Origin of the sequence: Bacillus sp. MYb209 (genome assembly GCF_002975175.1) — a bacterium.
Taxonomy (GTDB): domain Bacteria; phylum Bacillota; class Bacilli; order Bacillales; family Bacillaceae_G; genus Bacillus_A.
This window is the reverse complement of record NZ_PCNZ01000039.1, coordinates 1-25,517: the sequence shown is the minus strand read 5'-3', so window position 1 is coordinate 25,517 and position 25,517 is coordinate 1. Positions and strand designations below refer to the sequence as shown.

The following is a 25,517-nucleotide window of genomic DNA, read 5'->3' as shown; positions in this document are numbered from 1 at the left end:
CACAGAAACAGACATAAAAAACGCCATCCTTTCCTATGATTCTACAGAAAGAATAGCGTATTTTTTCATTTTAGGGGGCATTTCTTTTTATTAGCTTGATAGCGATGTGGCGATACCCCAAAAATAACTAATTCGTGATAACACACCAGCTTCATTTGATTAAGAAAAGAAAATGAAATTTAACAAAACCTTCTTAATAAGGTGTTATTTTGATATACATATCCTATTCATAGTAGTAAAATAGGATATGGAAAAGTAGGAGTACAATTGACCGATCGTGGTGCTAATCGCTACGTCATAAAACAATGTATTTGGATATGATCCTCTGTTGTTTTATACTTTTAAGTGTTTCGTATTTTTTATATTTGTTCCTACTAGTTTAAGAGGTAGAATTTTTCCTACTTTTCCTAACTTATCTAAAAGGAATGTCCTACTATGACATATAAATTAAATGTTGACCTGGTACAAAATCCTGAAATCATCAAAGAAAAATTCAAATCACTAAGTAATTTTAACGATGTGGCAAATATACTGGAAATCCCATCTTCTTTCTTGCGCCAAATCTTAATAGTTTCAAAGAAGAGCAACTATGGGACTTTCACCATAAAAAAGAAAAGTGGAGATGACAGAAAAATTCATGCTCCTTCTAAAAATTTATTAATAATCCAAAAGAAATTAACGTCTATCCTCAATCTTGTATATAAAAATCATAATAATTCACATGGTTTTGTTAAAGATAGAAGCATAATTACGAATGCAAATAAACATATACGTAAACAATATGTCCTCAACTTCGACTTAGAGGACTTTTTTAATAACATTAACTTTGGTCGTGTCAGAGCAATGTTTATTTACTACTTTAAATTCAATGAAACTGTAGCAACTATCTTAGCAAATATCTGTTGTCACTATGATGGATTTTTGCCACAAGGGGCTCCTACATCACCGATTATTTCTAATATACTTGCAAATAAACTAGATAAAGATCTCACAAGATTAGCAAAAAGACATAGATGTGATTATACCCGATATGCTGATGACATTTCTATCTCTACAGATAAAAATAAGTTTCCTAAAGCAATCGCTCATACTAAAGACAAGAAAACTTACTTATCTTCTGAGATTATTAGTATTGTGAAAAACAATGGATTTTTTATAAATGACAAAAAGAGTAGACTAAATAGTAAGTTTGAAAATTTATCTGTTACAGGATTAACTGTTAATGAAGGTTTAAACGTTAAAAGAAGCTATATAAGAAGAGTTAGATCAATATTAAATTGCATCGAGCAAAATTTAGATAATTTAGATGAAGCAAAACGGATATTTATTGAAAAGTATCCATTTCGACAAATATCGTACGCAACTGAACCTGATATGTTCGCAATTTTAAAAGGAATGATTGCTCATATAGGTCATATCAAAGGTAAAACAAATTCTGTTTATAGGAAATTAGCTATAAGGTATAACGACATAGCAGAGATTGAAAATATTCTTTCTATAAAATTACCTAGTACAAGAAGACAATTCCAGGAAACAAATACATTTGTTATTGAATCAAGCTTTTTTTATAAAAGTGGAGATGACGAAGAATTTGAACCTTGCGGTCAAGGAACAGGGTTCTTACTAAAAGGCATTGGATTAGTCACTAACGCCCATCTTTTCGATATCTATTTTAAAAAATCAAATGATGGTTATAACATAACAAATTTCTCCATTGAAGTGCATCAATCTAAATATTCAACAAATAAAAAGTACGCGAAATTATTATGGCATGATCGAATTAAGGATATAGCCATTCTACAATTTACAAATGGAAATTTAACAGATCAGGGATTCGATTACAATACATCTATTAAGACAGGGATGGAAATCGAGTTACTGGGTTATCCAGCACACACTCTAGATAATAGTATTAAAATTGAATCTGGAGTAGTTAGACAAGAAAGAAATAACCCAATGCCAGACCGACAAAAGCAAACAAGATTTGAGATAAGCCCACTTATATATGGTGGAAATAGTGGGGGACCAGTTGTAAATAAAGAAAATCAAGTTATAGCAATCGCTACAAGAGGGATAACATCCAATGGTGTTGTACCTAGTGAAGTTGTCCCCATTGGAGATGTCATAACTTTATTTGAAAAACACAACCCGATTCTCACAAAAAATGTATAAATTAAAGTAAACTATCTCTTACTAAACACTCATGTAAGCATCCAAATTGGGTGCTTTTTTCTCTGTTATATAGAAACTATATAAGGGGTCACTATATCATTCTGGTAAAATTGTACGCTAAGGACTACAAAACCTTATCATTACAGCTTTCTTTAAAGGCGATTGAGTGTTAAGAAAGATCAAAAGCTAAGTTTAATTGAACATTGATTTGTTTACACACTTTATGAACATGTTTATAACTATAAAATGTTGATATTATTGTGTTTTAGCCTCTGTTTATAAACAAGATTTTCTGAACAAATATCTCCTATCGTATAGTAAAACAGGTTAATGGTGTCCAAATTGTGTCTAAACGTACAATTTTCTTTTTTTGATATGGTGAGGCCAAATAGCTGAAGAAAAGAGCAAAAGTTAATACTTACTATGCATAAATATGTATAATTTGGAATTTAATGAATTTTTTTCATAAAAATACTTGTTTTCCTTTGAAAAATTTGGGATAATATGCGTATCGTGAGCAATTACATCTATCGAAAATGGGGGAAAAAGAAATGAATACAAATGGCGTAAAGTATTCAACCATTTTACTGTAAACGAGGTGATGTAATTGGTAAGATTTCGCTTCAAGAAAAGTGGTAACGATACAGAAGTATTTTTTCAATGTAATTTTGAATCTATTATTTCTGTTATAGTAACGCCACCAACAATCTTTGAACTTATCAAACATTTTTTGTTAAATATATAGTACAAACGAAAAAACGATCTTCCCTGGATCGTTTTTTCGTTTGTGCTTTTTTAATTCATCATTATTCTCTTAGGTGCATTACTGTAATCAGAGCCAAAAGATAGAGGATTTAGATCACTATCTTTTATTTTTGATTAAGAACTAAATCTAGAGCCAATATGATATCCTTTTTGTATACATCTATACCTTTTTCCTCAGCAATTCTTGCTAAATGTTCAATTCTTGAAGGTTTATTAGGTAAAGCTTTTACCTCTTCGATATGATCCTGAATTAAACTTTCAATTGCTTCTTGTTTTTTTCTCTCTTTCTCTTTAAACAAATTCTTTCTTTTTTCATAACCTTGTTCTCTAAGTTTTTGACTATACTCCTCTATTTCGGATTCATAGTTAGAAAGAAAATCTTCTACCATCCCCTCAGCAGGATCGATATCAAAATTACTCATAGTAACTCTATATAAAACGCCCTCATTAATAACGTCTAATAGGTAAGCATCTAATAATCCTAAATGATTTTTTACCACTTTATTATGCTGATCAATAGCAGAATATAAGCCGTCTATATATCCATATTCTTTTAGGAATTCCATTGTGTTTTCACCAATCAGATATTCGATTGCATCGTTTGGAATAAGATATTCTTCTTCATTTATAACAAACGCCTGGTATATTACAGTTTTTATTTCATTTTGTTTAATAAATTGAAGCATTTTTTCAAACTTATTCTCACCGGATAGTACATACTCTGGCATATCACCCTTCACCTTAAAAGCATTAATGGGGAAAATACCTTGCTTATTGAAAAATTCCTCTAATTCATTTACACTCTTGAAATTCATTCTTCCACTCCTTTTTGTTATACTCGGTATCAATTTGTTCGTCAATGTAAATATATAAATAAATTATAACACTAAAAAATATAAGAATATTGTTCTCTGTTTAATTTTTTCACTTGAAAGAAGGGTCTTTAAATAAAAGGGGTATCGCCACATTAGATTCTTTTTTTGCATTGTCGAATACATGTCGAAAGTATAATTATTAATTTTTCCGATATCGTCTTGCAAACAAGACAAACAAGCATTATAATAAGTTTAAGAAAACAAAGGAGGGATCTACAACAACTAATGGACGAAATTAAAAATGGAGAATCAGAGGAAGCTCTATTTTCCGTTTATACAACAAGAGAAGCTGAACAAATATGGGGACTTGCGGAGAACACTGTTAATAAGTGGTGCAACCGAGGCAAGTTTCACGAAAATGAGGCAAGAAAAAGCGGGAAAGTCTGGTTAGTCACACGAAACGGCATGAACAGACTAACTCGTAAGTAGTAAACAAGAAAAAGCCCTTACCACCGCCAGATAGTCAGGACTTTTTCTCCTACATCATTAACTATAGGAAGGTGATTCGATTGGCAAATACCTTATCTAAAATTAATAATTGTAACTCTATTATAACACAGAATCAATCAAAGGAATCAGAGCATATAAGTTTCAATCAACGTGCTTCAATGAGTTATAGATCCTTATGTGAATGGTTCGGGATTGAGGACTGTATTAATTCTCAAATTTGGTTTTTTGGAACGTTTGGTATTGCGATAACGATGCTTTTAACTACATATTTGATTGCTGGATTCCTCTATGGTTTTTAAACAAATACATTTGTTTTAAATTTCAAAATCAGAGGAGGAGCAAATATGAAAGCAGCCAAGGCAAAACGTGGAGAATTTTATGTTCATAAGAAAAATGGTTGGGTATACCAGGTGTTAGGATATGCGAAAATGTTTGAACATGAAGAACAAGATATCATAGTTCTAAAATGTATGAAAGATAATATGACCGTTACATTAAGCGCTGAACTTTTCGAGCTTTATATAAAAGCGAATAAATTCTTAAAAACGAAAAACATACTTAATAATTTGAAAGTTAGTTTATAACATTATAAATTTGGAGGTATTTTTTATGGAAAAGACTATTTCAGTTCCAACAATTAAAATTGGTGACTATGTAAAATTTCCGCATCGCAAGAATCCTTCTTTAAAATTATATGGTTATGTAGTAAATATTTTAACTAACACAATTATTGTCGATGTTTCAGAAACAATTCAAACTGAAGGTTATAAAGAATTAGATGTTCGTCATGTTGTAAAACACGGTCGTTATAAAAAAATTCGTTCTCGTAAAAAACATGCTTCCTAAAAATCTTAACCAATTGCTAATGGAAGTGTGGATCTCATGAAAGAATACATGAGCGATCATAAAAATAGAGTCCTAATAATAAGGGACTCTATTTCTTATGTATATCTTATATCTGTTAAACAATTTACTTTTAGTTTCTTTTTATTTTATAAAGAAAAAAGCCCTGGATAGGACTATATGATTTTCTTCATACCGCATTGACGACATTCTCTTAAAAAGATGAAATCTTTAACGGAACTCTTGAATGATGTATTGCCGCAATTATCGCAACGACCGCTAATTTTATCAGGGAACTCTTTGTATGTGTATATTTTGCTTAGATCGTATTCTTGTTTAGGTTCTTCATTTCCCATTCGTTCCACCTACATATCAATCTGAATTAATACAGCTTAACCATAATAACATGAATTGTTCACATAGTGGATGCTTTATATTTTGGAGGAGATGGAGTTTTAAGAATCCCTTAGCGTATAAAAACGTTAAAATGTGCGTGCTACCCCATTTTGGACGGATATTTCCAATCCTGTTTTTTCTTAGTGGCAGTTGAAGGAACTTCTCTTTTTTGATTTTGCTTTTCTATATTTTTCAGTGATGTTTGCATTTGTTCCACTTGTTCTTTTACTTCTTTTAGTTCCAATTTCATTTCCATGAGTAACCGTAAAATAGCATCTCCTTTATTCATTGCAACATTCCCCTTCATTTTTCTATTATTTCTTTTCGGTTAACTGAATTTGAAAAATATCTGACTCCGTTATTTTTGATTGATGTAATCATAGTATCTTTTTAACGAAACTTTAGATTTAAAGCCTACTTGTTTTATAATTTTATCTTCTGATAATTGCTTTCTAATTAAACTTAGAATGAAAGTATTACGTAAATGCTGTGCTGAAATTCCTTTACGTAAGTTAGCCCTTGCCACTTCAAGTCGGATCATTTTTTGAACAGCAATTTCCGTTAAAGCTTTTGGTGCATCATTTTCATATACCCAACGAAATGTATTTCGATTATAATCAAATGCCACAAATAGTGGGTCAGTACTATAATATTTGGGACGAACAGGTTCCGGAATGATTTTGTAATAGCCAAATAATCGCTTTTTATCATCTTCACTTAATACAATCGTTCTTTCTATCCCTGTTATTCCTGGAACTGTGATTGTATTGTTCTCAAAATGAACATGTTTCATTTGTAATCCCACAAGCTCTTGTAGTGATAGTCCATAGTTCAGAAGGAAATGTACAATAGAAATGTTTCGATCCTGAAGTATAGGACGAACAGCACTTTGCCTCTCGGTTAATCCGTCCAATGAGGTTAAAATATACTGTAACCTTTTTTCTTCCTCTTTCGAGATAAAATCTTCATCACGTAACGCACGATTTGGTTGGATACTAAGTTTCATCTCTTCTAATGGATTTGGCAGTTCTAAATACTGATACAGTCTATTTAATACAATATAGACACGATGCATTGTTTTATCAGAGTACTTTCGTTTCTTCTTTAAATCATTAAAATACTCTTCATAATCCTCTGTATTAAGTGTCGTCCATATATTGTGTAATGGAAGCTTTTTAGATTCTTGCAACCACTGGCCAAAGTCCTCAATATCATAGGCATATCGTTTAATTGTGGAAGGTTTTCTTCCTTTATCTAATAAGAAAGAAGAAAAATGCTGTACTGTGTCTTGGAACTCCTTTGTTGGCATAGCCCTATCATCCTAATTTTTTCTTTTAGTATATCAAATTTTAAATCGCTTAAAGTATACATATTCTTCTAATTACAAGAGAAAGATGGTAAATGGTTGTTATATATTACTCCTTATATAAATTATCTTCTTTTACATTGTATAACATATATATGTGAGATTTACATAACGTCCTATTATCGGTAGCAAGGAAAAGGAGGAACCCTACTCTCTCAAGGGAACCTCCTTTTATCGTTCTTATAAAAAACAGGCTTCCTAAAATCTTAAATGATTGCTAAAGAGAATTTGTATCTTTAAAATAATTTATATAAAACTATTAATCGGAGGTTTCAACGTGAAAACGATCAAAATTACAAGTTTAGCTATTACAGCCGGTTTATTATTTGCAGGTTGCGACGTTCAGGAAAAAGCGAATGAAAAAGCGGAAAAAATTGAACAACACAAACAAGAAGAAGCGAAGAAAGCAGAAGAAAAAGCGAAGCAAGAAGCAGAGGAAAAAGCAAAACAAGAGGAACAGCAACGTCAAGAAGCTGAAGCGCAACGCCAGAAAGAGGAGAAAGCGAAGCAAGAACAAGCAGCAAAAGAAGAACAACAACGTCAAGAGGCCGAAGCACAACGCCAGGCGGAGGAAAAGGAAAAGCAAGAGGCGCCAGCCAAACAGAAGCGTCAACAGGAAGAACAGCAGAAGCCGAAAAAGGAAGATGGTCAAGAAATATGCGGAAGTCCGGAAGTGGGAATAACTTGTGAACATCTTCGTCAGGAATGGGAAAATGAAAAGAAAATAGAAGCGGAACTAAAACAGAAGGAAGAGGAGCGAAAAGCACAGGACGCCGAATATAATAAAAACCATCCATTATCCCAGGAAGTAGCTAATAAATTATTGATTGGAACGAACTTCATGAAATATGACAGTATTTTACCATTACCAGTAGACGCCCAGTTATCAGCAGATAAAAAAACGTCGATTTACATATACAAACAAGGGAATAAACAAATTCGTATGACAGTTAATGCCACAACGGATCGTATTATAGAGGTTAACTACACGGAATAAAAAAACAAAGGGAGAAAATAGCATTTACATAAAGTTTCTGAGTTATATTAAAAATTGCCAGGAGGGTAATCTTAGTGCAAATACAACATCAAGAAAGAGTATATAAAGGGATTAAGATAGCCGATTCGACTAGGCTATATAAAAAAGATGGTAGTTACAATTTACAAATTAAAAGCGCTTTAGATAGTTTGGTTACTAAATTAAAAGAAGATGGGCATAAGCTGTTAAGTGAGTATGTGAATAATTCGACCAAAATTTTAATTGACTTTGATTGCGGTCATGCCCCCCATCTGATAACACCGAACGACTACAAGAATGGGTACGGATGTGCAAGGTGCGGTGGGACATCTTCAATACAAGCAGAGGAAGAGTTAAAAAGACTATTAGAAGGTAATGGTCACACACTTTTAAGCGAATATAAAACAGCCCAAATTCATGTATTAATTGACTTTAATTGTGGACATGAACCGCATTTGATAAAGCCTTTTAACTATAAAACGGGGTATCGCTGTCCTAAATGTAGTGGTAATTCTTCTGACCAAGCTAAAGAAAATTTTCATAAAGAAGTTGAAGAAGCAGGCTATACATTGTTAGGCAGCTATAAAAGTGCGCTTAGTAAGGTTAAACTGGAATGTGATAAGGGGCATGTTTTTGATACAAAACCTAATGCTTTTACCTCCGCCAAAACAAGGTGTATGACATGCTCAGGGAAAGACAAAAAACAAGCAGAAGAAGAATTAAGAAAATTGATGAAAGAAAATGGGCACGAACTGTTAAGCGAGTATATAAATACTGATACAAAAGCTCTAATAGACTTTAAATGTGGGCATGATCCACATTGGATGCAACCTTCTTCGTATAAACAAGGACAACGCTGTCCAATATGTAGGGAATCCAGAGGTGAGAGAGCAATACGGGAATATCTAGACGCTAAGGGAATAGAGTATATACATCAATATAAGTTTCCAAACAACAACAAGGCGTATGATTTCTATTTACCAGTTGAAAACACTATTGTAGAGGTACATGGACAACAACATTACGAAGAAGTAAAAATATTCCATTATCGTAGCCATAAAACATTTGAAGATGAGAAACGTAATGATTTACGCAAAGAGGTGTTTGCTAAAGAAATGGGTTGTAGTTACATCGTGGTAAATTATCGTGAACACAAGCCCGAATTAGCTTTGCAACGGTTTATAACAGCATACAACCAGCTACATAAAAAAGACCACTCCTTACAATAAAAGAAGTGGTCTTTTTTATGTAAGGTAAATGAATTATTAGCAAACTACAATTGTCGGTTTAGCGAACATGCTACCAACTGAAATTGCTATTTATTAAATTGGATTGAGGGCTTTTTATAAATTATTATGAAAAAAGCATCCAAAATGGATGCTTTTTTGCTTTATAAAAATAATAAACTTTTCACTATTTCACATCAATAATGTCATTGAACTTAAAAGTGATTTTATTATAAAATGCGTCAGTACATATTACTGAACTATTCAAAGGATCTATGTCTGTTACAGTTATATAGCTAGTAAGTAGATAGCCATCTTCATAATAAGTAATTAATATTTCTTCTTCTGAAAGTAATGAGCACAGTAACTTATTTTCAATTAGTTCTTTTGTATCTTGTGTTAATACTGGGCGTGGCATCTTCGTTTTTTCTTTAATAATTTCGCGTATACCAATGAATTGTTCTGGTATTGCAGAAAACGGAGTCCACTTTACCATTCCTCTCCCCTTTGGCATATTTGCGTTGTTCATGACTTATGTCCTCCTAACAGTGTGTTTCTGTATCTTGTTGTCGCACTATTTGTATACGAAATGCCTCTTAATATGCTGTTTTTACCAAACTTATCACGTATTTCATCCATTACCTTCGTTAATTTCATTTCCTTTTCGCGTTGTATTACGTTATCGAATAGTGATATCTGTTCTTCACCTTCATTGATTAAGTTAGCTAAAGAAACATTGATTGATCTAATGGGTTCCCCAGTATATAATTCATGCAAAAAGTATGTACAAATATGATAAATATCCATAGTTAAATTGGTTGGGCGGTTCAAAGTATGCGATTTTCTGAAACCACCAGCATAATTTTTACTGTAACCGACTGAAAAATGAATGGTTTTCGCTAATTTATTTATTCGTCTCAACCGATAACAAGCTTCCTCAATATGCTCTAATAGGATAATCGGGAATTCTTCTATCGAATAATCACGCATAAGTATTTGGCTTTTTCCAACAGAAGTGGTTGCCGGAACATATTTTTCTGAAATACGGCTAAAATCAATGCCATTGCTATGTAAGTGTAATTCTTCACCAATCACTCCGAAACTTTGTTTTAAGTACTTTAGAGGGTAATTAGCTAAATCTCCAATTGAATGTATTCCTTTTCGGTTTAACTTCACTTCTGTTTTACCTGAAATTCCCCAAAACTTGCTAAGTGGTCGTATCGGCCATAATTTTATGGGTACATCTTCGTACTTCCAATATGCTATACAATCTTTTGTTTTCTTCGCTTCTACATCTAATGCTACTTTGCTCATTAAAGGATTAGGGCCAATTCCTATCGTGCATTCAATCCTAGTTTTCGCATATATTTCACGTTTAAATTTCAATGCGAATTCGTACGGATCATTAGCAAACAAATGAATACTATCCGTAATATCCATGAAGAATTCATCTATGGAATATTGGTGGAAATCTTCAATAGGAACGTACTGTAGAGCTAATTTTGTTATGTAATTGGAGCATTTAATATATGTTCCCATTATTGGATTCACAATGAGAATATCTTTCCGCCGAGGAATCTCGTATAGCCTTGCCATCTTCTTCACACCCATTTCTTTTAATGGTGGAGTTGCAGCTAGTACTATTGAGCCATTTCTATTTACATCACCAACTACAGCTAACTTGGTGCGAAGTGGGTCTAATCCCATTTTTACGCAACTCACCGATGCATAAAAACTACGAAGATCTACACATAAAATAATTCGGTTAGGTAATAGAGAATAATCATACAAGGCAATCCCTCCAAAAACAGAACGTTTGTTCTTATTATAAACCTTTTGTTTTGGTTTATACAAACATTTTTTAATTAAAAGTTTGGTACGTGAAATTATTAAGGCGTGACTTAATAACGAAGATCAACATTCCATGCTTAAGTCCTGTCTATCTCTTTACATGATAAAATGGTAAAATAGGTGACTTTTTAAAGCTATATATTGGAGGGAAAAGAATGAACTACATTGCTCACATCCGCGAAAGTGACAAGCAGGTACAAACTGTCGAAGAGCATTTGTTAGGTGTAAAAGAACTAGCTGAAACCTATGGAGAAAAAATTGGGATAAAACACTTAGCTGGTTTAGCAGGTATGCTCCATGATTTGGGTAAATACACCAATGGATTTAGAACATACATATTAGAAGCAGTAAATAACCCTGAATCTCCATCCAAAAGAGGAAGTGTCGATCATTCAACTGCAGGTGGAAAACTTTTATATCAATTCTTCCATACGGAAAATATTATTCCTTATAAAGGGATAATAGCTGAAATCGTAGGAAATGCCATTATTTCTCACCATGGGTACCTTCAAGATTTTTTAAACCCTAATTTAGAATCTGCCTATTTAAATCGAGTGCGAGATAAAGAATTGAGTGAATTTGATATGACAAAGCAATTCTTTTTTAAATATGTTATGAGCGAAATAGATTTTCATGAGTATGTCGACAAAGCCACTGTAGAACTAGAAAGTTTTTTACTTAAAGAATCCCCCGAAAATGCTGAAAAACAATTAATGTTTTTAACTAAATTTATCTTTAGTACATTAATAGATGCCGATAGAACAAACACCCGACTATTTGAAGAAGATAAAAGTATAGAATCCGTAATAAATTCTGACGAGTTATTCGATATATACTACGAAAGGCTCATGATAAAAATCAATTCATTTAAAAAACAGCAGAATGCTAATAACCCCATTAATATTCTAAGAGCAGAGATGTCAGATCAGTGTGATCAATTTGCTGAGAGGCCATCAGGAATATATACATTATCTATTCCAACTGGTGGTGGTAAAACATTAGCAAGTTTAAGATATGCACTAAAACATGCTAAGCTCCATAATAAAAAACGAATTATTTATGTTGTACCTTACACAACAATTATTGAGCAGAATGCGGAAGAAGTTCGAAAAATCTTAGAAGATGAAGCAAATATCTTAGAACATCATTCCAATATAGTTGAAGAAGTGAATGATAATGATGAAAGTGAAGACGGTATTATTAACGTACAGCAAAAATTAAAACTAGCTAAAGATAATTGGGATTCGCCCATTATTTTTACAACCATGGTTCAGTTTCTAAATGTGTTTTACGCAAAAGGAAGTCGAAACACTAGAAGACTCCATAATCTAAGTGATGCAATTATTATTTTTGATGAAGTACAAAAAGTTCCCATTTCATGCGTTTCATTATTTAATCAAGCATTGAATTTTTTAAAAATATATAGTTGTTCCAGTCTGGTTCTCTGTACTGCCACTCAGCCCGCTTTGGACTTTGTAGAACAGAAGTTAGATATAAATACAGATTCTGAAATGATTAATAATCTCGATTACGTAATTGAATCATTTAAAAGAGTTGAAATCATTGATAAAGCAACTAATGAAACGTTTAATAAAAATAAACTCACAGCATTTATACATACAAAAATTGAGGAAGTACAAAGTATCCTAATTATCTTAAATACAAAATCAGTTGTGAGAGATTTATATACACAATTACAGAGTCAAGAATTAAATATTCCGATTTACCACTTAAGCACAACAATGTGTGCAGCCCATCGACATAAAATTTTAGAAGAGATTAGGAAGCGCCTCAATGATGGAAAAAAAATCATTTGCATCAGTACACAGTTAATCGAAGCTGGTGTAGATGTGAGTTTTGAGTGTGTTATTCGATCCTTATCTGGGTTAGACTCTATAGCACAAGCAGCGGGAAGGTGTAATCGTCATGGGGAAAAGGGCATACAGAATGTTTATGTGATTGATTATGAAGAGGAAAACCTAAGTCGTTTAAAGGAGATTAAAATAGGAAAGAAAATTACGAAAAAAATTCTTACAGATTTGAAGCGTAATAACAAATGTCACGGTGGTCATATTTTATCAAGAGAGGCTATGAAAAGATATTTTAAAGAATATTATACAGAATTTGAATCTGATCTAAATTACTTTATTCCAAAACTTAAAAAGAACATGACAGAGCTATTATCTGTGCCGAGAATAGAAAATAGCTATCGGACAGCATATCTTCATAAACACGCCAAAAAGGAAATTCCATTATTTATTGTAAATAGCTATCGGACAGCAGCCGAACATTTCAACGTCATTGATAATCTAACCACTTCAGTTATTGTTCCATATAAAGAAGGAAAGGATATTATCGTAGAATTAAATGGCAGTAATTCCATTGAGGATCTAAGTCGATTATTACGAAAGGCTCAGCAATATACAGTTAATTTATTCAACTATGAAAAAGAACAATTAATTAAAAACGATGGACTTGTACACTATCTTGATGGAAAGATTTTAGCTTTGAAGGAAAGTGCTTATAATGATGAATATGGTTTGAATGTTCATAATGAGAGCGATTTTAAGACAGCCATATTTTAAAAACCTATCTTTGTTTGAGATAGGTTTTTAAATCATATACTATACCTTTCAATCCACACTAATACTAGTGACGATATATTATAACATGTCAATTAAATTCGTAATCTTCGTATAATATATTATTTAAAATTATTGATATCGCTACATAGGAAAGGTATCATTAACTTATTAGAAAAATATAGAAAATACAAAGGGGAGAGAGAATCTTTGAGAAATTCTATTGAATTTGAAGTATTTGGTGATTACGCTCTTTTCACAGATCCCTTAATGAAATTGGGCGGGGAAAAGTTAACTTATCAAGTACCGACTTATCAAGCTATTAAAGGGATTGCGGAATCAATCTACTGGAAGCCAACTCTCCTAATGATTGTAGACAAAATAAGAATTATGAATGCGATCAAAATGGAATCAAAAGGTATTCGTCCAATTGAGTATGGTGGTGGAAATACACTCGCAAATTACACATATTTAAAGAATGTACGCTATCAAGTCCAGGCTCATTTTATCTTTAATCCTCATCGACCGGATTTAGCTTTTGACCGGAACGAATTTAAGCATCATAACATCCTAAAACGTTCACTTAAAGTTGGAGGACGGAGAGACATTTTTTTAGGAACGAGAGAATGCCAAGGATATGTGGAGCCCTGTGTTTTTGGTGAAGGCAAAGGCTTTTATGATAATTATGGTGGAGATATTCATTTAGGTACAATGGTTCATGGGCTTAATTATCCAGATGAAACGGGTAGAAATGAACTAGAAGTTCGATTATGGAATCCGGTAATGAGAGATGGAATCATTCAATTCATCCGACCGGAAGAATGTACACAAGTTCGTAAAATATCGAAGATGGAGCCAAAGATTTTTGACCGTTCAAATATTGAATCAGTTGATGAGCTTATAAAACAATTAGAAGAAGGAGGTGAATAAATGAGTTGGCTATTAAATTTGTACGAGACGTATCAATCAAACTTAAATCGAGTCGGTAAAATTGAAAAAAAATATAATGGCCAAGAATATACATTACTACCTATTTCTCATACCACTCAAACAGCTCATATCGAAGTTTCAATTACAGAAGATGGTGAATTTCACACCGCGGAAATCATTGATAAAATTGATGCCAATACATTGATTCCATGTACAGAAGATTCTGCCAACAGAGCAGGATTAAAAATAGCTCCTTATCCATTACATGATAAATTGAGTTATGTGGCAGGTGATTTTGTTACCTATGGGGGGAAAATCAAAAAAGAAGAACCTTTCTCAGTCTACATAAGACAATTAAAAAATTGGGCAGTATCTCCCTATGCTACAGATAAAGTTAAAAGCATCTATAATTATTTAAGCAAGAGACAATTAATAAAAGATTTAGTCGAAGAAAAAGTTTTGCATGTTGATGCAGATGGACAATTGATTGACGCATGGGATGAAAAGGCTGAGGCATTCCTTGGTGAAAAACCCCCCATTTTTTCAACAGTTACAGGTAAGCAAGAAAGTGCTTTTATTAGGTTTAATGTGTATTCTCCGAATGAGATGCTGACAAACGTTTGGAAAGATCCCTTAATGTACGATTCTTTTATCAAATTTTATAATGATTTTTTGGGTAAAGATGATTATTGTTATGTGACAGGAAAAATAGTGCCAAGTACAGACAAACATGCCAATAAAATCAGAAATGCAGGGGACAAGGCAAAATTGATTTCTGCAAATGATACAAGTGGATTTACATTTAGAGGAAGATTTCAAAAGGCTAATGATGTCGCTAATATCAGTTACGATGTATCTCAAAAAGCACATAATGCATTGAAATGGCTTATTAACAAGCAAGGGAAAATCGTTGATCAACGTGTATTTCTTGTCTGGGGCAATGATGCAGAAGATATTCCAGATCTTGTAGAAGATAGTTACAACATTTTTTCAATGGATTTAAGAGTAACGAAAAAGCGAGAAATTAAGTCTTATACACATGAACAATTTGCCAATGAAATTGCTAAGGCGCTTGATGGCTATAAAAATAATTTATCGTCCAGTGGCAATGTAAATATTCTCTTGCTTGATTCAGCGACGACAGGTAGATTAGCAGTTCTCTACTACCGTAATATAGATAAAAATCTTTATTTAGACAGGTTAAAGAACTGGCATTCTACTTGTGTATGGGAACATCGCTATCGTAAAAATACAGATAATGAATTTGTAACATTTTATGGCGCACCATCAACGAAAGATATTGCATTTGCTGCTTATGGGCCAAAAGCAAACGAGAAAGTAGTCAAAGGTTTGATGGAGCGTATACTGCCTTGTATTATAGACGAGAAAAAAATCCCATTCGATATTGTCAGAAGTGCCTTTCAGCGTGCATCAAACCCTCTCTCAATGGAAAAATGGGAATGGGGAAAAACACTAAGCATTACATGTGCATTAATTAATACAATGGAGGGATATCAATTGGTACTAGATAAAGAAAATAATGATCGTGATTATCTATTCGGTCGTCTTCTTGCAATTGCTGATGTTCTAGAAAGAAATTCTTTAAATACTAGTGATCAACGTGCTACAAATGCTAGAAGATATATGAATTCCTTTTCACAACATCCGGAAAGAACATGGAGAACGATTCAAGGGGCTCTACAACCATATCAAGCACGTTTAGGGGAGAAAGTTTGGTATTATAACAAATTAATTGATGAGGTTGGCTCAAAAATAAAAATCGAAGATTTCAATAATAAACCACTATCCGGCAAATACTTGTTAGGCTTTTATAGTCAACGGCATGAGTTGTATCAAAAAAAAGAAAAGAATGTTTCACTAAATGATGCAGTAAATAATGGAGAGGAGAATTAAAAATGCAAACTTTAAATCACAAAATCGATTTTGCAGTTGTTCTATCTGTTACCAAGGCTAATCCAAATGGAGATCCTTTGAATGGGAATCGTCCAAGGCAAAATTATGATGGTCATGGTGAAATCTCTGATGTAGCCATTAAAAGAAAGATTAGAAATCGTCTTCAGGATATGGAAGAATCTATTTTTGTTCAATCTAATGACAGGAGGGTAGACCAGTTTAATAGCTTAAGGGAAAGAGCAGAAACGAATGTAGATTTAGTCAAAGCGTTAAAATCAAAAGAAAATCCTCATGAACAATTTGCTGCAATCGCATGTAAAGAGTGGATTGATGTAAGGAGCTTTGGACAAGTTTTTGCATTTAAAGGGGGAGCTGGAAAAGGAGTATCTGTTGGAGTAAGAGGACCTGTTTCAATTCATACGGCAACTAGTGTTGATCCGATTGACATTACTAGTATGCAGATTACGAAAAGTGTAAATTCTGAGCCTGGGAAGGATAAAGGTTCAGATACGATGGGGATGAAGCATCGTGTCGATTTTGGCGTTTATGTTTTTTATGGAAGTATTAATACACAATTAGCAGAAAAGACAGGTTTTACTAACGAAGATGCGGAAAAGATTAAAAATGCACTTGTTACATTGTTTGAAAATGATGCGTCAGCAGCACGGCCTGAAGGAAGTATAGAAGTACATAAAGTTTGTTGGTGGGAGCATAATTCAAAACTTGGCCAGTACTCTTCCGCAAAAGTACACCGTTTACTGGATATTAAGCGGAACATTGACGAACCAAAAATAATTGATGACTATAACATTTTAGTACATGAATTAGATGGTTTAAAAGTTGAGATTATTGATGGAAAATGATGAAGAAAACAGTTATCTAATGTTATCTGGTATTCAGCACTTTCAATTTTGCAAACGACAATGGGCTCTCATCCATATTGAACAGCAATGGGAAGAAAACGTTAGAACGATTGAAGGACAGTATCTTCATCAAAAAACTGATCAACCATTTATTAGGGAAAAACGAGGAAACAAGCTCACTGTTCGTGCGATGCCTATAAAGTCAAATGAACTTAAAATTACAGGTATTTGTGATGTGGTTGAATTTATTAAAGATAATAATGGTATTGAAATAACTGGTGCTGAAGGAAAATATGTTGCTCATCCTATCGAATATAAACGTGGGAAACCAAAAATGAACGATTCGGATGTTTTACAATTAACAGCACAAGCTATGTGTTTAGAGGAAATGCTGCTTTGTGAAATAAATACAGGCTTTGTATTCTATAATGAAATAAAACACAGAATCGAAGTACCGTTAACGTCAGAGGATAAAAATAAAGTTAGGTCAATTGTCAAAGAAATGTATGATTATTACAAACGCAAGCATACGCCTAAAGTAACAACTGGATCTTTTTGCAAAAATTGTTCCCTTCAAAATGTTTGCTTACCAAAATTAATGAATAAAAGATCTGTAAAAAGTTATATTGAAGGGAAGATTAGTGAATGAAAAAACTTCTTAATACATTATTTATAACTCAACCAGATGTTTATTTATCATTAGATGGTGATAATATTGTTCTTCTTAAGGAACAGAATAAGTTAGGAAGATTGCCACTCCATAACTTAGAATCAATCGTATCTTTTGGCTATACTGGTACAAGTCCTGCACTTATGGGGTATTGTGCAGAAAAAAATATTTCATTAGTATTTTTAACACTGAATGGGCGATTTCTTGCAAGAGTTATCGGAAAAAGTAAGGGAAATGTCATTCTAAGAAAGAAACAATATCGTATATCAGAAGATGAAGTCATATCAGCTAAAATTGCGCGCAACTTTATTATTGGGAAGATTTACAATAATAAGTGGATGATTGAAAGAATGACTCGAGATTACCCATTACGAATAGATGTGGATCAATTCAAAAAAATCTCCCAACACTTATCATCTATCATTCTTGAAGTAAGAGATTGTGAAGATTTAGAAAGATTAAGAGGATTGGAAGGTCAGGCTGCTACAAGTTATAATAAATTATTTAATCAAATGATCCTACAGCAAAAAGAGGATTTTTATTTCAATAGACGTTCTCGAAGACCTCCATTAGATAACGTGAATGCAATGCTATCATTCGCCTATACATTATTAGCAAATGATGTGTCATCCGCATTAGAGGGGGTTGGATTGGATGCATATGTCGGTTTTTTGCACCGAGATCGACCAGGAAGAGTATCTTTAGCTTTAGATGTCATGGAAGAGCTACGAGGAGTATATGCAGATAAATTTGTCTTGTCATTAATTAATAAAAGAGTCTTAAACAAAGGGGATTTTCTACAAAAAGAAAACGGAGCTGTTATCATGACGGATGAAGCTAGAAAGAAATTTTTAGCAACTTGGCAAAATAAAAAGCAAGAAAAGATAACACATCCATATCTTGGTGAAAAAATATCTTGGGGATTAGTACCACATGCACAAGCTTTGTTATTGGCTCGTTATTTACGTAATGACTTAGATGAGTATCCACCATTTTTATGGAAGTAGGTGTAACATTTGCTAGTATTAATTACGTATGATGTAAGCACTGTTAGCAGTACAGGACAAAAAAGACTGCGGAAAGTTTCAAAAGTATGTCAAAATTATGGTCAACGAGTCCAAAATTCAGTGTTTGAATGTGTTATAGATGAAACTCAATTTACTACTTTAAAGATGGAATTAATTAAAATTATTGATGAAGATGAGGATAGCCTCAGATTTTATCAGTTAGGTAATAACTATAAAAATAAGGTCGAACATATTGGTGCAAAAGAATCAATTGATTTAGAAAGTCCTTTAATTTTTTAGGTGCGAACGTATAGCACACATGAAATTCCTCGTATATTCGCACCTGAATTTTCATAATTTATGATTAAAGTTTATGATTTTCTATACAAATTTCTTTATTAAATAAAAAAACTTGTATATTTTTGAACAGAATTAACGTATTTGTGTATGATTTTGAACACAAATCGGGGTCGCACCTCTTGTAGGTGCGTGGATTGAAATTTTTCTTCTGAGGTGGCTGAGTAATTGCTCTTTTGTCGCACCTCTTGTAGGTGCGTGGATTGAAATTCAAGTGTTTCTCCAGTGGTAACCTCGTTAATCGTCGCACCTCTTGTAGGTGCGTGGATTGAAATAATCTACGATGGACTTCAAAGCTAACTGGAAGGACGTCGCACCTCTTGTAGGTGCGTGGATTGAAATCAGTACCACTGCATCCATAACACTCAGTATCTTGTCGCACCTCTTGTAGGTGCGTGGATTGAAATACCAATTGAAACAGCAAATGAGATAGCAAGGATCGTCGCACCTCTTGTAGGTGCGTGGATTGAAATTCTCGTATAGTGAATATTTGATTTTTGTTAGCTGTCGCACCTCTTGTAGGTGCGTGGATTGAAATATTGATATCCCACCATCAACAGATTTAAAAGTAGTCGCACCTCTTGTAGGTGCGTGGATTGAAATAATCATGGTTTCCTTATCAAAGTATGTTAATATCGTCGCACCTCTTGTAGGTGCGTGGATTGAAATAAACACCCCCAAGGATAGTAAGAGCAAGGATTAGTCGCACCTCTTGTAGGTGCGTGGATTGAAATCTCAAAGAATGGCAAGTATGCAGTCGTGGAAAACGTCGCACCTCTTGTAGGTGCGTGGATTGAAATGTTAGGATACGGTTTGTTTTTTCTGGAAGGGGAGTCGCACCTCTTGTAGGTGCGTGGATTGAAATGCACAGCAAGGCACAACTAGTTGATAATGTAGTAGTCGCACCTCTTATAGGTGCGTGGATTGAAATAGATAACGCTCCATACGTTTTTTGAACACTAGAGATCGCACCTCTTGTTGGTGCGTGAATTGAAACCTATTTGAGATACCTACTGCTTGATATATAACATTTCATATTTCGACTCTTATCCTTCTCCTGCTCATCTTTCTAATTTTCTCGACGTTTATTCAAATAAAAATAAAAATAAAAAAGCTGAATCCCTTCTCACAGAAGAGGTTTCAGCTTTTAATTTTTTAATCATATCCTTTGCAACAAGATGCAATTATATTTCAGTGTATCCGCATCTTGTAGCTATTATTATGTATGCTATATTCCACAAAATAATTACAAAAAATCTGTTATTCTCTTTATCTATTTTTATTGTATGCACCATCGGAAAGACATATGCACCATCCACGGTGAATGTGTATAAATTACATTGAAAGTGTCAAAAATAACAGTTAAATAGGATTGAAGAAAGGAAGACACTTTCATGAAAGGTAAAAAGAAAAATCGTACAAGGCTAGGAAAATGGTTAGATCAAAATGGAATAGAGCAACAGGAATTAGAAGATGCAACCGGTGTTAGTCGTAATACAATATCGAGGTTATGTAATAATAAATCTCACACTCCAAGCTTCCCAGTTATTCAAAAAATCTTTCGGGCAATTAAAAAGGTAGACAGGAGTGCCAAAATAACTGATTTTTGGGACATGTAAAAAGCACAAGGGGGAGAATTCACCTTGTGCTTTTTAACTTTATAGTACGTCTTTTAGTAAAAATGTACGGATGTATACATTATATTTTATCCCATACTCCTCTAGTTTCTTTTCACGATAATCTGAAATTGTAAAAAATAGAATGTTAGGTATGATATCTCTTTGTTTTTTATACAACTTTGCAATTAAACCATAGTACTTTATTTTTTCTTCATTTGTTTTCATGTGTTGCAACCTATCAATCTCAACAAAATGTGGTATCTGATTAACTCCATAATATGCATCTGGTACAATTGTTTTTTCTTCATTTTGATACCTAAATTGGATAACTTGCTCTATTTTCCAATCGGGAAATCCAAGCCACATCCAAGCTTCATTTCTTAAAAGTATATGTTCAAGTTGGTATTTCTTTTTTCGTTCATTGGGTTCTAATCCTAGCAAGGCAGATCCTTTTTTGTTGAGATAATATACATATTCCCGATTATGCGAAGTGACATGACAATATTGCCGGAGATCCTTCAAAACACGATTTGCATTTCGAATACTACCTAGAGCATGAATAGCTTGCAATTGCCTCCTAGAAGCAAATTCCAGCTTATTTAAACTCGATAAAATCTCGATCTGTCTGGCTTTCTGTTTGAGCTTCTGGTGCCTCATGCTGTTTCACCACCTTGTATTGCTTCAGTAACTTCCACATGTCTGTATCCTTTAAAAAAGGTACCTGAATTTCCTCAGTACGATCTGTTTTAAACAATGCTCTTCCTGGAAGAGAAGGTAAATCCTCCAGACCTGGTTCATCCAAAGCAACTTGTGAAGCGACCGCTGTTGGTAATCGAAAGCCTATTTTCGCATCAGCATTTTGTTTAATTTGTCTTGGTAATGTATCAGAAGTAGGATATTGCGTACAAAATAGGAGCCGAAACCCTAAACCACCTCCAATTCTTGCGACCTCAGATAACATTTCCTGGCACAAAAATAATACATCCCGTTGTTTTTTAGGTAATCCTTGTGTAGGACATAGATTTGCTCCTTCATCTACTATGATGAAGCAACGTTCTCTAATTGATGTGTCTATGATATTGGTAAAATAGGACCTCTTCATCATTTCAATCTGTTTTACCATCTTTTCACGTACTCTCCCCAACATCTCTAACGCCTGTTCCGGGTTTTCAGCTACTTCCACAACTTGGGATAGCTCTTTGTAAGGACTAAATTCTAGCCCTTCTTTCAGATCAACAATAAAAAATTTCACGTGTTGAGATTGTTGTAAAATTAAACTAGTCATCACATTTTTTAAGAATACTGTCTTTCCAAAACGAGTCATTCCACTTACACACATATGAGGTGTTTTCTCAAAATCATGATATACATATTTATCTAACGCTTTCCCCACCATAACTCTCCATGTATGCTCTTTTAATAGATCCTTAGACCAATTCCACATTTCAGGTATTTGTTGGCTAAATACTCGAATATGAAGCTCTCTTTGGTGAAACGATATTTTAACAGGTTTATATAGGCCTTCTTCTAATACTTCAGCTAACTTTTGGATAAGTTGACTAGGTACACCAAGTGGTAACTTGTAAACATAATTCATACTTATATCATCTTTAATTTCTTTTATAAAAATGGGGTATTGTAATTCACCTTTATGTTGAACACATATCTTTGCAATTTCAAAAAACGTTGCAATTTTTTTCTTATCACTCAATCCGTTACTTTGATAAAAATAAGCTACAGTTATAAAGGTTGCTGGAATTAATAAAAGTGACAACATTCCCTCCATACCTCCTTAAGGTAGTTGAGCCTGTATGGAAGCTTAGAAAAAGCGGTTTAAGATGCGCTATTATAATCATTTTCAACTACCCGATGTAATACTAACGTAGAAACACATCTAGTATATCCATTAGAACGTACCAAACACTCCCAATCAGTAAGCATTTAAGACCCGCACGTAGCAACCAACCTGGAAGATAAAGACCTTTCTTCTTCAGCAATTTTATTCCTAAAACTGAAGCTCCGGTCACGCCATATACAATCCCTAGCTCTCCAATGATTGTCATGTTTATCTCATCCTTTCGGTTTGATAGATAAATTCCCCTTACGATCTCTATACAGTTGATAATCATCCAGTAGCTCATTCCATGACAATGCCTGTTCATCGCCATATAGATCGTCTTCAATTTTTTGACTTAAATAATAGTAACCTCGATATTGTTGGTCCAGGTATACTTCGTGACGTAGCATATGCTCTTGTATGGCGCAAATGTTAATTTCCTTTTTGGTGCTTTTGTACATTTCTTTCAGAGTGCTTGAAGAATATAAATAAGGGGTAGTATACAACATTTGATAATGGTCCATTTTTTCTCACCATCCATATAGAATTCCAGCTTCCTTAAATACGTATGTTTGCAATACAGATTTTTGAATTTGTACCTAAAAAAAGACAAATAAAAAAGGTTCTTTCATGGAAAAAGAACCCTTTTAAAACGTTGAAAATCCAGATTACGAAATGAAAATAGCTTATTGTGACAATTTGCTAGGACATCTAATGACTATAACTCCCTTTTTTTTTATATTAAGCAACGAAATATGTTTCAATTGTTGCTTTTAAATAAAGTCACGATGTTTATAAGAAAGACGCGACGTTTTGCCCCCTTGGATCTGTTTATCTAAAGGGGTGTTTTTATTGTGAAACAAAGCTACATCTAATATTAAACCCAATACATTTATGCATAGTTTTTCCAAATTACATTTGATAATATAGATAAAGGGACGTTAAATACATAATATATTAATAGTTAGGGAGGTATTAGAAATGAAAAGAACACCTGAATTTATACTGGGTTTAATTGGTGGTATTTTGGGGGTTATAGGTTCTCTTATTATATCGATGATAGCTATTACTGTTTTGGATGGTGATATTGATTATAAAGCTTTGACTTATTACTCTATTTTATTAATTATTCAAATAGGGCTGTTAGTTTTAGCATGTTCAGTAAATAAGGTTAACAATATAGTCTACGGACTTTGTATGATATTACTCCCATTAGTAACATTGGTTATGTCATTATTCCTTTTATTTATTCCAGTAATTCTTCAAATTATTTCTGGCGGATTTGCGTTTCGACCTTTAAAACAAGAATCTAAATAAAATATTTAGCAATTCCAAAATCATGGTAAATATATAAGAGCTAATTTAAATAATATTTTTGAAGGGTGGTATTTTAATTTGAAACGAACTGTAGAATTTGTAATTGGCTTAATCGGAGGAATCTTAGGACTCTTACTTTCTTTATTTATTGTAATTGGTTGTATTTCCTACACAAGTTCTAATACTAGTTCTGGAGGTATTGCAGAATATATTATCATTACTTCTAGCATCGCCTTAATTATTCAAATAGGCCTATTAGTATTAGCTTGTTGTGTTAACAAAATAAATAATATAGCTTATGGTATTTGCATGATTGTATTAAGTATAATTTCATTGTTTTTAGGTTTTTTTATTTTATTCCTTCCAGTGGTTTTACAAATCATTTCAGGTTCATTTGCATTTAGACCTTTAAAACAGGAGACTAATTAAAACAATAACGTAAACGTAAAGCGACTCCAAAATATAAATAAAAGTTAATTTTGAAGTTGCTTTACGTTTACTCTGTAGCAGAGGTTTCAAATCATTTTATTAAGTAACTCATTATGTTATATTTTTAGTGGGTATATTGTAGCCATTTCTTTATGACTATAATAAAAAAAGACAAGGGTGTTGCACTCTTGTCTTTTTTGTTCATTAGATCTATGTTTATTACAAATAGGACTTTAAAATTTATTAATAAGTATATACAACATACTATTCTATGTTTGATTGTTTTACATAATAATTGTTTATATGTTTAATTGTTTATATGTTTTAGGAACATGAAATGTGTTGATATATAAGGGATTATGGCACATAACTATAACAAAAATGGTTAGAAAGATAACGAATTTGGTGGTTCTGGTGCAAAAACTATAAGACTTATGTAATTAATCTCTGAAATTTGGACATACTGATACTAGTACTCTAAAAAGGACGTGATCAGTATGGAAAAACAAAACTTATTCAAGTGGAAACATTATCAGCCTGAACTAATCTTATTAACAGTAAGGTGGTACCTACGGTACAATTTGAGCTTCCGTAACCTGGTGGAAATGATGGAAGAACGAGGTTTATCAATCGCTCATACAACAATTATGCGCTGAGTTCATCAATATGGGCCTCAATTAGAAGAGAAAGTACGATATCATCTTAAATCAACAAATGACTCATGGAGAGTTGATGAAACCTATATCAAAGTAAAAGGTCAATGGATGTATTTATATCGTGCTGTAGATTCCGAAGGGAACACCATTGATTTTTATCTAAGTAAATCAAGAGATAAACAAGCAGCCAAGCGCTTTTTCAAGAAAGCCTTGGCTTTTTCGTACGTGTCTAGACCTCGTGTGATAACAGTAGATAAGAACCCTGCCTATCCTGTAGCGATGCAAGAGTTGAAAGAAGAGAACCATATGCCTGAAGGCATACAACTAAGGCAAGTTAGATATCTTAATAATATAGTGGAACAAGATCATCGTTTTAT

Annotated in this window: 26 protein-coding genes, 1 pseudogene and 1 CRISPR repeat array; of the genes and pseudogenes, 17 read left to right on the top strand and 10 right to left on the bottom strand. The window is 33.1% G+C overall.

Annotated features, from left to right (window positions below):
• Positions 1 to 435: 435 nt before the first annotated feature.
• Positions 436 to 2,172: a reverse transcriptase domain-containing protein gene (locus CQZ94_RS27475; RefSeq protein ID WP_105588030.1), complete on the top strand. Its 1,737-nt coding sequence runs from the start codon at positions 436 to 438 to the stop codon at positions 2,170 to 2,172.
• 869 nt (positions 2,173 to 3,041) lie between these two features.
• Here CQZ94_RS27475 and CQZ94_RS27470 read toward each other — a convergent pair.
• Complete coding sequence (locus CQZ94_RS27470; RefSeq protein ID WP_142395951.1) at positions 3,042 to 3,665, bottom strand: hypothetical protein; 624 nt, start codon at positions 3,663 to 3,665, stop codon at positions 3,042 to 3,044.
• Positions 3,666 to 4,037: 372 nt separating this feature from the next.
• Here CQZ94_RS27470 and CQZ94_RS31550 point away from each other — a divergent pair, with 372 nt between their 5' ends.
• The 3 genes from CQZ94_RS31550 (at position 4,038) to CQZ94_RS27450 (ending at position 5,108) form a co-directional block, all read left to right on the top strand.
• Entirely contained in the window at positions 4,038 to 4,241 is a 204-nt protein-coding gene (locus CQZ94_RS31550; RefSeq protein WP_105588028.1) for a helix-turn-helix domain-containing protein, read from the top strand.
• 365 nt (positions 4,242 to 4,606) lie between these two features.
• Positions 4,607 to 4,846: a hypothetical protein gene (locus CQZ94_RS27455; protein WP_103458422.1), complete on the top strand. Its 240-nt coding sequence runs from the start codon at positions 4,607 to 4,609 to the stop codon at positions 4,844 to 4,846.
• Positions 4,847 to 4,871: 25 nt separating this feature from the next.
• Complete coding sequence (locus CQZ94_RS27450) at positions 4,872 to 5,108, top strand: DUF2187 domain-containing protein (protein ID WP_103458421.1); 237 nt, start codon at positions 4,872 to 4,874, stop codon at positions 5,106 to 5,108.
• Between the two features lie 173 nt (positions 5,109 to 5,281).
• Here the strand turns inward: CQZ94_RS27450 and CQZ94_RS27445 are convergent, their stop codons facing one another.
• The 3 genes from CQZ94_RS27445 to CQZ94_RS27435 all read right to left on the bottom strand — a co-directional run bounded on the left by CQZ94_RS27445 (position 5,282) and on the right by CQZ94_RS27435 (position 6,810).
• The gene (locus tag CQZ94_RS27445) at positions 5,282 to 5,461 is read right to left on the bottom strand and encodes a DUF8096 family protein (RefSeq protein ID WP_105588026.1); all 180 of its coding nucleotides are present in this window, start codon (positions 5,459 to 5,461) and stop codon (positions 5,282 to 5,284) included.
• A gap of 140 nt (positions 5,462 to 5,601) precedes the next feature.
• On the bottom strand, positions 5,602 to 5,790 hold the full coding sequence (locus CQZ94_RS27440; RefSeq protein ID WP_105588025.1) for a hypothetical protein: 189 nt from the start codon (positions 5,788 to 5,790) through the stop codon (positions 5,602 to 5,604).
• Between the two features lie 69 nt (positions 5,791 to 5,859).
• Positions 5,860 to 6,810, bottom strand: coding sequence for a tyrosine-type recombinase/integrase (locus CQZ94_RS27435; RefSeq protein ID WP_105588024.1), 951 nt, complete (start codon positions 6,808 to 6,810; stop codon positions 5,860 to 5,862).
• Between the two features lie 334 nt (positions 6,811 to 7,144).
• Between CQZ94_RS27435 and CQZ94_RS27430 the strand changes: the two genes are divergently transcribed.
• Complete coding sequence (locus tag CQZ94_RS27430) at positions 7,145 to 7,864, top strand: hypothetical protein (RefSeq protein WP_105588023.1); 720 nt, start codon at positions 7,145 to 7,147, stop codon at positions 7,862 to 7,864.
• Between the two features lie 74 nt (positions 7,865 to 7,938).
• Entirely contained in the window at positions 7,939 to 9,111 is a 1,173-nt protein-coding gene (locus CQZ94_RS27425; RefSeq protein ID WP_105588022.1) for a hypothetical protein, read from the top strand.
• A gap of 184 nt (positions 9,112 to 9,295) precedes the next feature.
• Here CQZ94_RS27425 and CQZ94_RS27420 read toward each other — a convergent pair whose 3' ends face one another.
• Positions 9,296 to 9,637: a YolD-like family protein gene (locus tag CQZ94_RS27420; RefSeq protein WP_105588021.1), complete on the bottom strand. Its 342-nt coding sequence runs from the start codon at positions 9,635 to 9,637 to the stop codon at positions 9,296 to 9,298.
• On the bottom strand, positions 9,634 to 10,899 hold the full coding sequence (locus tag CQZ94_RS27415) for a Y-family DNA polymerase (protein ID WP_105588020.1): 1,266 nt from the start codon (positions 10,897 to 10,899) through the stop codon (positions 9,634 to 9,636). The genes CQZ94_RS27420 and CQZ94_RS27415 overlap by 4 nt, the downstream gene beginning before the upstream one ends.
• A 215-nt stretch (positions 10,900 to 11,114) precedes the next feature.
• Between CQZ94_RS27415 and CQZ94_RS27410 the strand changes: the two genes are divergently transcribed.
• The 8 genes from CQZ94_RS27410 to CQZ94_RS27375 all read left to right on the top strand — a co-directional run bounded on the left by CQZ94_RS27410 (position 11,115) and on the right by CQZ94_RS27375 (position 20,901).
• Positions 11,115 to 13,544, top strand: coding sequence for a CRISPR-associated helicase/endonuclease Cas3 (locus tag CQZ94_RS27410; protein ID WP_105588019.1), 2,430 nt, complete (start codon positions 11,115 to 11,117; stop codon positions 13,542 to 13,544).
• Between the two features lie 207 nt (positions 13,545 to 13,751).
• Entirely contained in the window at positions 13,752 to 14,471 is a 720-nt protein-coding gene (gene cas5c / locus CQZ94_RS27405) for a type I-C CRISPR-associated protein Cas5c (protein ID WP_105588018.1), read from the top strand.
• Positions 14,472 to 16,385 (top strand): type I-C CRISPR-associated protein Cas8c/Csd1, encoded by a 1,914-nt coding sequence (gene cas8c / locus CQZ94_RS27400; protein ID WP_105588017.1) that lies wholly within the window; start codon positions 14,472 to 14,474, stop codon positions 16,383 to 16,385. It abuts the gene before it with no gap.
• A 2-nt stretch (positions 16,386 to 16,387) separates the two neighbouring features.
• Complete coding sequence (cas7c, locus tag CQZ94_RS27395; RefSeq protein ID WP_105588016.1) at positions 16,388 to 17,248, top strand: type I-C CRISPR-associated protein Cas7/Csd2; 861 nt, start codon at positions 16,388 to 16,390, stop codon at positions 17,246 to 17,248.
• Positions 17,238 to 17,897 (top strand): CRISPR-associated protein Cas4, encoded by a 660-nt coding sequence (gene cas4, locus CQZ94_RS27390; RefSeq protein ID WP_105588015.1) that lies wholly within the window; start codon positions 17,238 to 17,240, stop codon positions 17,895 to 17,897. The genes cas7c and cas4 overlap by 11 nt, the downstream gene beginning before the upstream one ends.
• The gene (gene cas1c / locus CQZ94_RS27385) at positions 17,894 to 18,925 is read left to right on the top strand and encodes a type I-C CRISPR-associated endonuclease Cas1c (RefSeq protein ID WP_105588014.1); all 1,032 of its coding nucleotides are present in this window, start codon (positions 17,894 to 17,896) and stop codon (positions 18,923 to 18,925) included. Before cas4 ends, cas1c begins: the two co-directional genes overlap by 4 nt.
• 9 nt (positions 18,926 to 18,934) lie before the next feature.
• Positions 18,935 to 19,225, top strand: coding sequence for a CRISPR-associated endonuclease Cas2 (cas2, locus tag CQZ94_RS27380; protein WP_105588013.1), 291 nt, complete (start codon positions 18,935 to 18,937; stop codon positions 19,223 to 19,225).
• A 169-nt stretch (positions 19,226 to 19,394) separates the two neighbouring features.
• Positions 19,395 to 20,279: a CRISPR direct-repeat array (repeat unit 32 nt; unit sequence GTCGCACCTCTTGTAGGTGCGTGGATTGAAAT).
• Between the two features lie 397 nt (positions 20,280 to 20,676).
• Positions 20,677 to 20,901: a helix-turn-helix domain-containing protein gene (locus tag CQZ94_RS27375; RefSeq protein ID WP_105588012.1), complete on the top strand. Its 225-nt coding sequence runs from the start codon at positions 20,677 to 20,679 to the stop codon at positions 20,899 to 20,901.
• 39 nt (positions 20,902 to 20,940) lie between these two features.
• On the opposite strand, the gene CQZ94_RS27370 is transcribed toward CQZ94_RS27375, so the two are convergent.
• From CQZ94_RS27370 to CQZ94_RS27355, 4 genes are all read right to left on the bottom strand, one after another.
• Entirely contained in the window at positions 20,941 to 21,558 is a 618-nt protein-coding gene (locus CQZ94_RS27370) for a replication-relaxation family protein (protein ID WP_105588011.1), read from the bottom strand.
• Positions 21,497 to 22,678: an FtsK/SpoIIIE domain-containing protein gene (locus CQZ94_RS27365; protein ID WP_105588010.1), complete on the bottom strand. Its 1,182-nt coding sequence runs from the start codon at positions 22,676 to 22,678 to the stop codon at positions 21,497 to 21,499. The genes CQZ94_RS27370 and CQZ94_RS27365 overlap by 62 nt, the downstream gene beginning before the upstream one ends.
• A 100-nt stretch (positions 22,679 to 22,778) precedes the next feature.
• On the bottom strand, positions 22,779 to 22,964 hold the full coding sequence (locus CQZ94_RS27360) for a hypothetical protein (protein ID WP_002107213.1): 186 nt from the start codon (positions 22,962 to 22,964) through the stop codon (positions 22,779 to 22,781).
• Between the two features lie 7 nt (positions 22,965 to 22,971).
• Complete coding sequence (locus CQZ94_RS27355) at positions 22,972 to 23,262, bottom strand: hypothetical protein (protein WP_070145962.1); 291 nt, start codon at positions 23,260 to 23,262, stop codon at positions 22,972 to 22,974.
• A 457-nt stretch (positions 23,263 to 23,719) separates the two neighbouring features.
• On the opposite strand from CQZ94_RS27355, the gene CQZ94_RS27350 reads away from it, so the two are divergent.
• The 3 genes and pseudogenes from CQZ94_RS27350 to CQZ94_RS27340 all read left to right on the top strand — a co-directional run.
• Positions 23,720 to 24,055, top strand: a complete 336-nt coding sequence (locus CQZ94_RS27350) for a DUF4064 domain-containing protein (RefSeq protein WP_002187903.1) — start codon at positions 23,720 to 23,722, stop codon at positions 24,053 to 24,055.
• Positions 24,056 to 24,133: 78 nt separating this feature from the next.
• Entirely contained in the window at positions 24,134 to 24,484 is a 351-nt protein-coding gene (locus CQZ94_RS27345) for a DUF4064 domain-containing protein (RefSeq protein WP_105588009.1), read from the top strand.
• A 497-nt stretch (positions 24,485 to 24,981) separates the two neighbouring features.
• Positions 24,982 to 25,517: pseudogene (locus tag CQZ94_RS27340) on the top strand (IS6 family transposase); the annotation flags it as partial.

Coding starts and splice junctions, on each gene's coding strand:
- CQZ94_RS27475 (WP_105588030.1), top strand. CDS start 436: ATGACATATAAATTAAATGTTGACCTGGTACAAAATCCTGAAATCATC.
- CQZ94_RS27470 (WP_142395951.1), bottom strand. CDS start 3,665: ATGCCAGAGTATGTACTATCCGGTGAGAATAAGTTTGAAAAAATGCTT.
- CQZ94_RS31550 (WP_105588028.1), top strand. CDS start 4,038: ATGGACGAAATTAAAAATGGAGAATCAGAGGAAGCTCTATTTTCCGTT.
- CQZ94_RS27455 (WP_103458422.1), top strand. CDS start 4,607: ATGAAAGCAGCCAAGGCAAAACGTGGAGAATTTTATGTTCATAAGAAA.
- CQZ94_RS27450 (WP_103458421.1), top strand. CDS start 4,872: ATGGAAAAGACTATTTCAGTTCCAACAATTAAAATTGGTGACTATGTA.
- CQZ94_RS27445 (WP_105588026.1), bottom strand. CDS start 5,461: ATGGGAAATGAAGAACCTAAACAAGAATACGATCTAAGCAAAATATAC.
- CQZ94_RS27440 (WP_105588025.1), bottom strand. CDS start 5,790: ATGAATAAAGGAGATGCTATTTTACGGTTACTCATGGAAATGAAATTG.
- CQZ94_RS27435 (WP_105588024.1), bottom strand. CDS start 6,810: ATGCCAACAAAGGAGTTCCAAGACACAGTACAGCATTTTTCTTCTTTC.
- CQZ94_RS27420 (WP_105588021.1), bottom strand. CDS start 9,637: ATGAACAACGCAAATATGCCAAAGGGGAGAGGAATGGTAAAGTGGACT.
- CQZ94_RS27410 (WP_105588019.1), top strand. CDS start 11,115: ATGAACTACATTGCTCACATCCGCGAAAGTGACAAGCAGGTACAAACT.
- cas8c (WP_105588017.1), top strand. CDS start 14,472: ATGAGTTGGCTATTAAATTTGTACGAGACGTATCAATCAAACTTAAAT.
- cas7c (WP_105588016.1), top strand. CDS start 16,388: ATGCAAACTTTAAATCACAAAATCGATTTTGCAGTTGTTCTATCTGTT.
- cas4 (WP_105588015.1), top strand. CDS start 17,238: ATGGAAAATGATGAAGAAAACAGTTATCTAATGTTATCTGGTATTCAG.
- cas1c (WP_105588014.1), top strand. CDS start 17,894: ATGAAAAAACTTCTTAATACATTATTTATAACTCAACCAGATGTTTAT.
- CQZ94_RS27375 (WP_105588012.1), top strand. CDS start 20,677: ATGAAAGGTAAAAAGAAAAATCGTACAAGGCTAGGAAAATGGTTAGAT.
- CQZ94_RS27370 (WP_105588011.1), bottom strand. CDS start 21,558: ATGAGGCACCAGAAGCTCAAACAGAAAGCCAGACAGATCGAGATTTTA.
- CQZ94_RS27365 (WP_105588010.1), bottom strand. CDS start 22,678: ATGTTGTCACTTTTATTAATTCCAGCAACCTTTATAACTGTAGCTTAT.
- CQZ94_RS27360 (WP_002107213.1), bottom strand. CDS start 22,964: ATGACAATCATTGGAGAGCTAGGGATTGTATATGGCGTGACCGGAGCT.
- CQZ94_RS27355 (WP_070145962.1), bottom strand. CDS start 23,262: ATGGACCATTATCAAATGTTGTATACTACCCCTTATTTATATTCTTCA.
- CQZ94_RS27350 (WP_002187903.1), top strand. CDS start 23,720: ATGAAAAGAACACCTGAATTTATACTGGGTTTAATTGGTGGTATTTTG.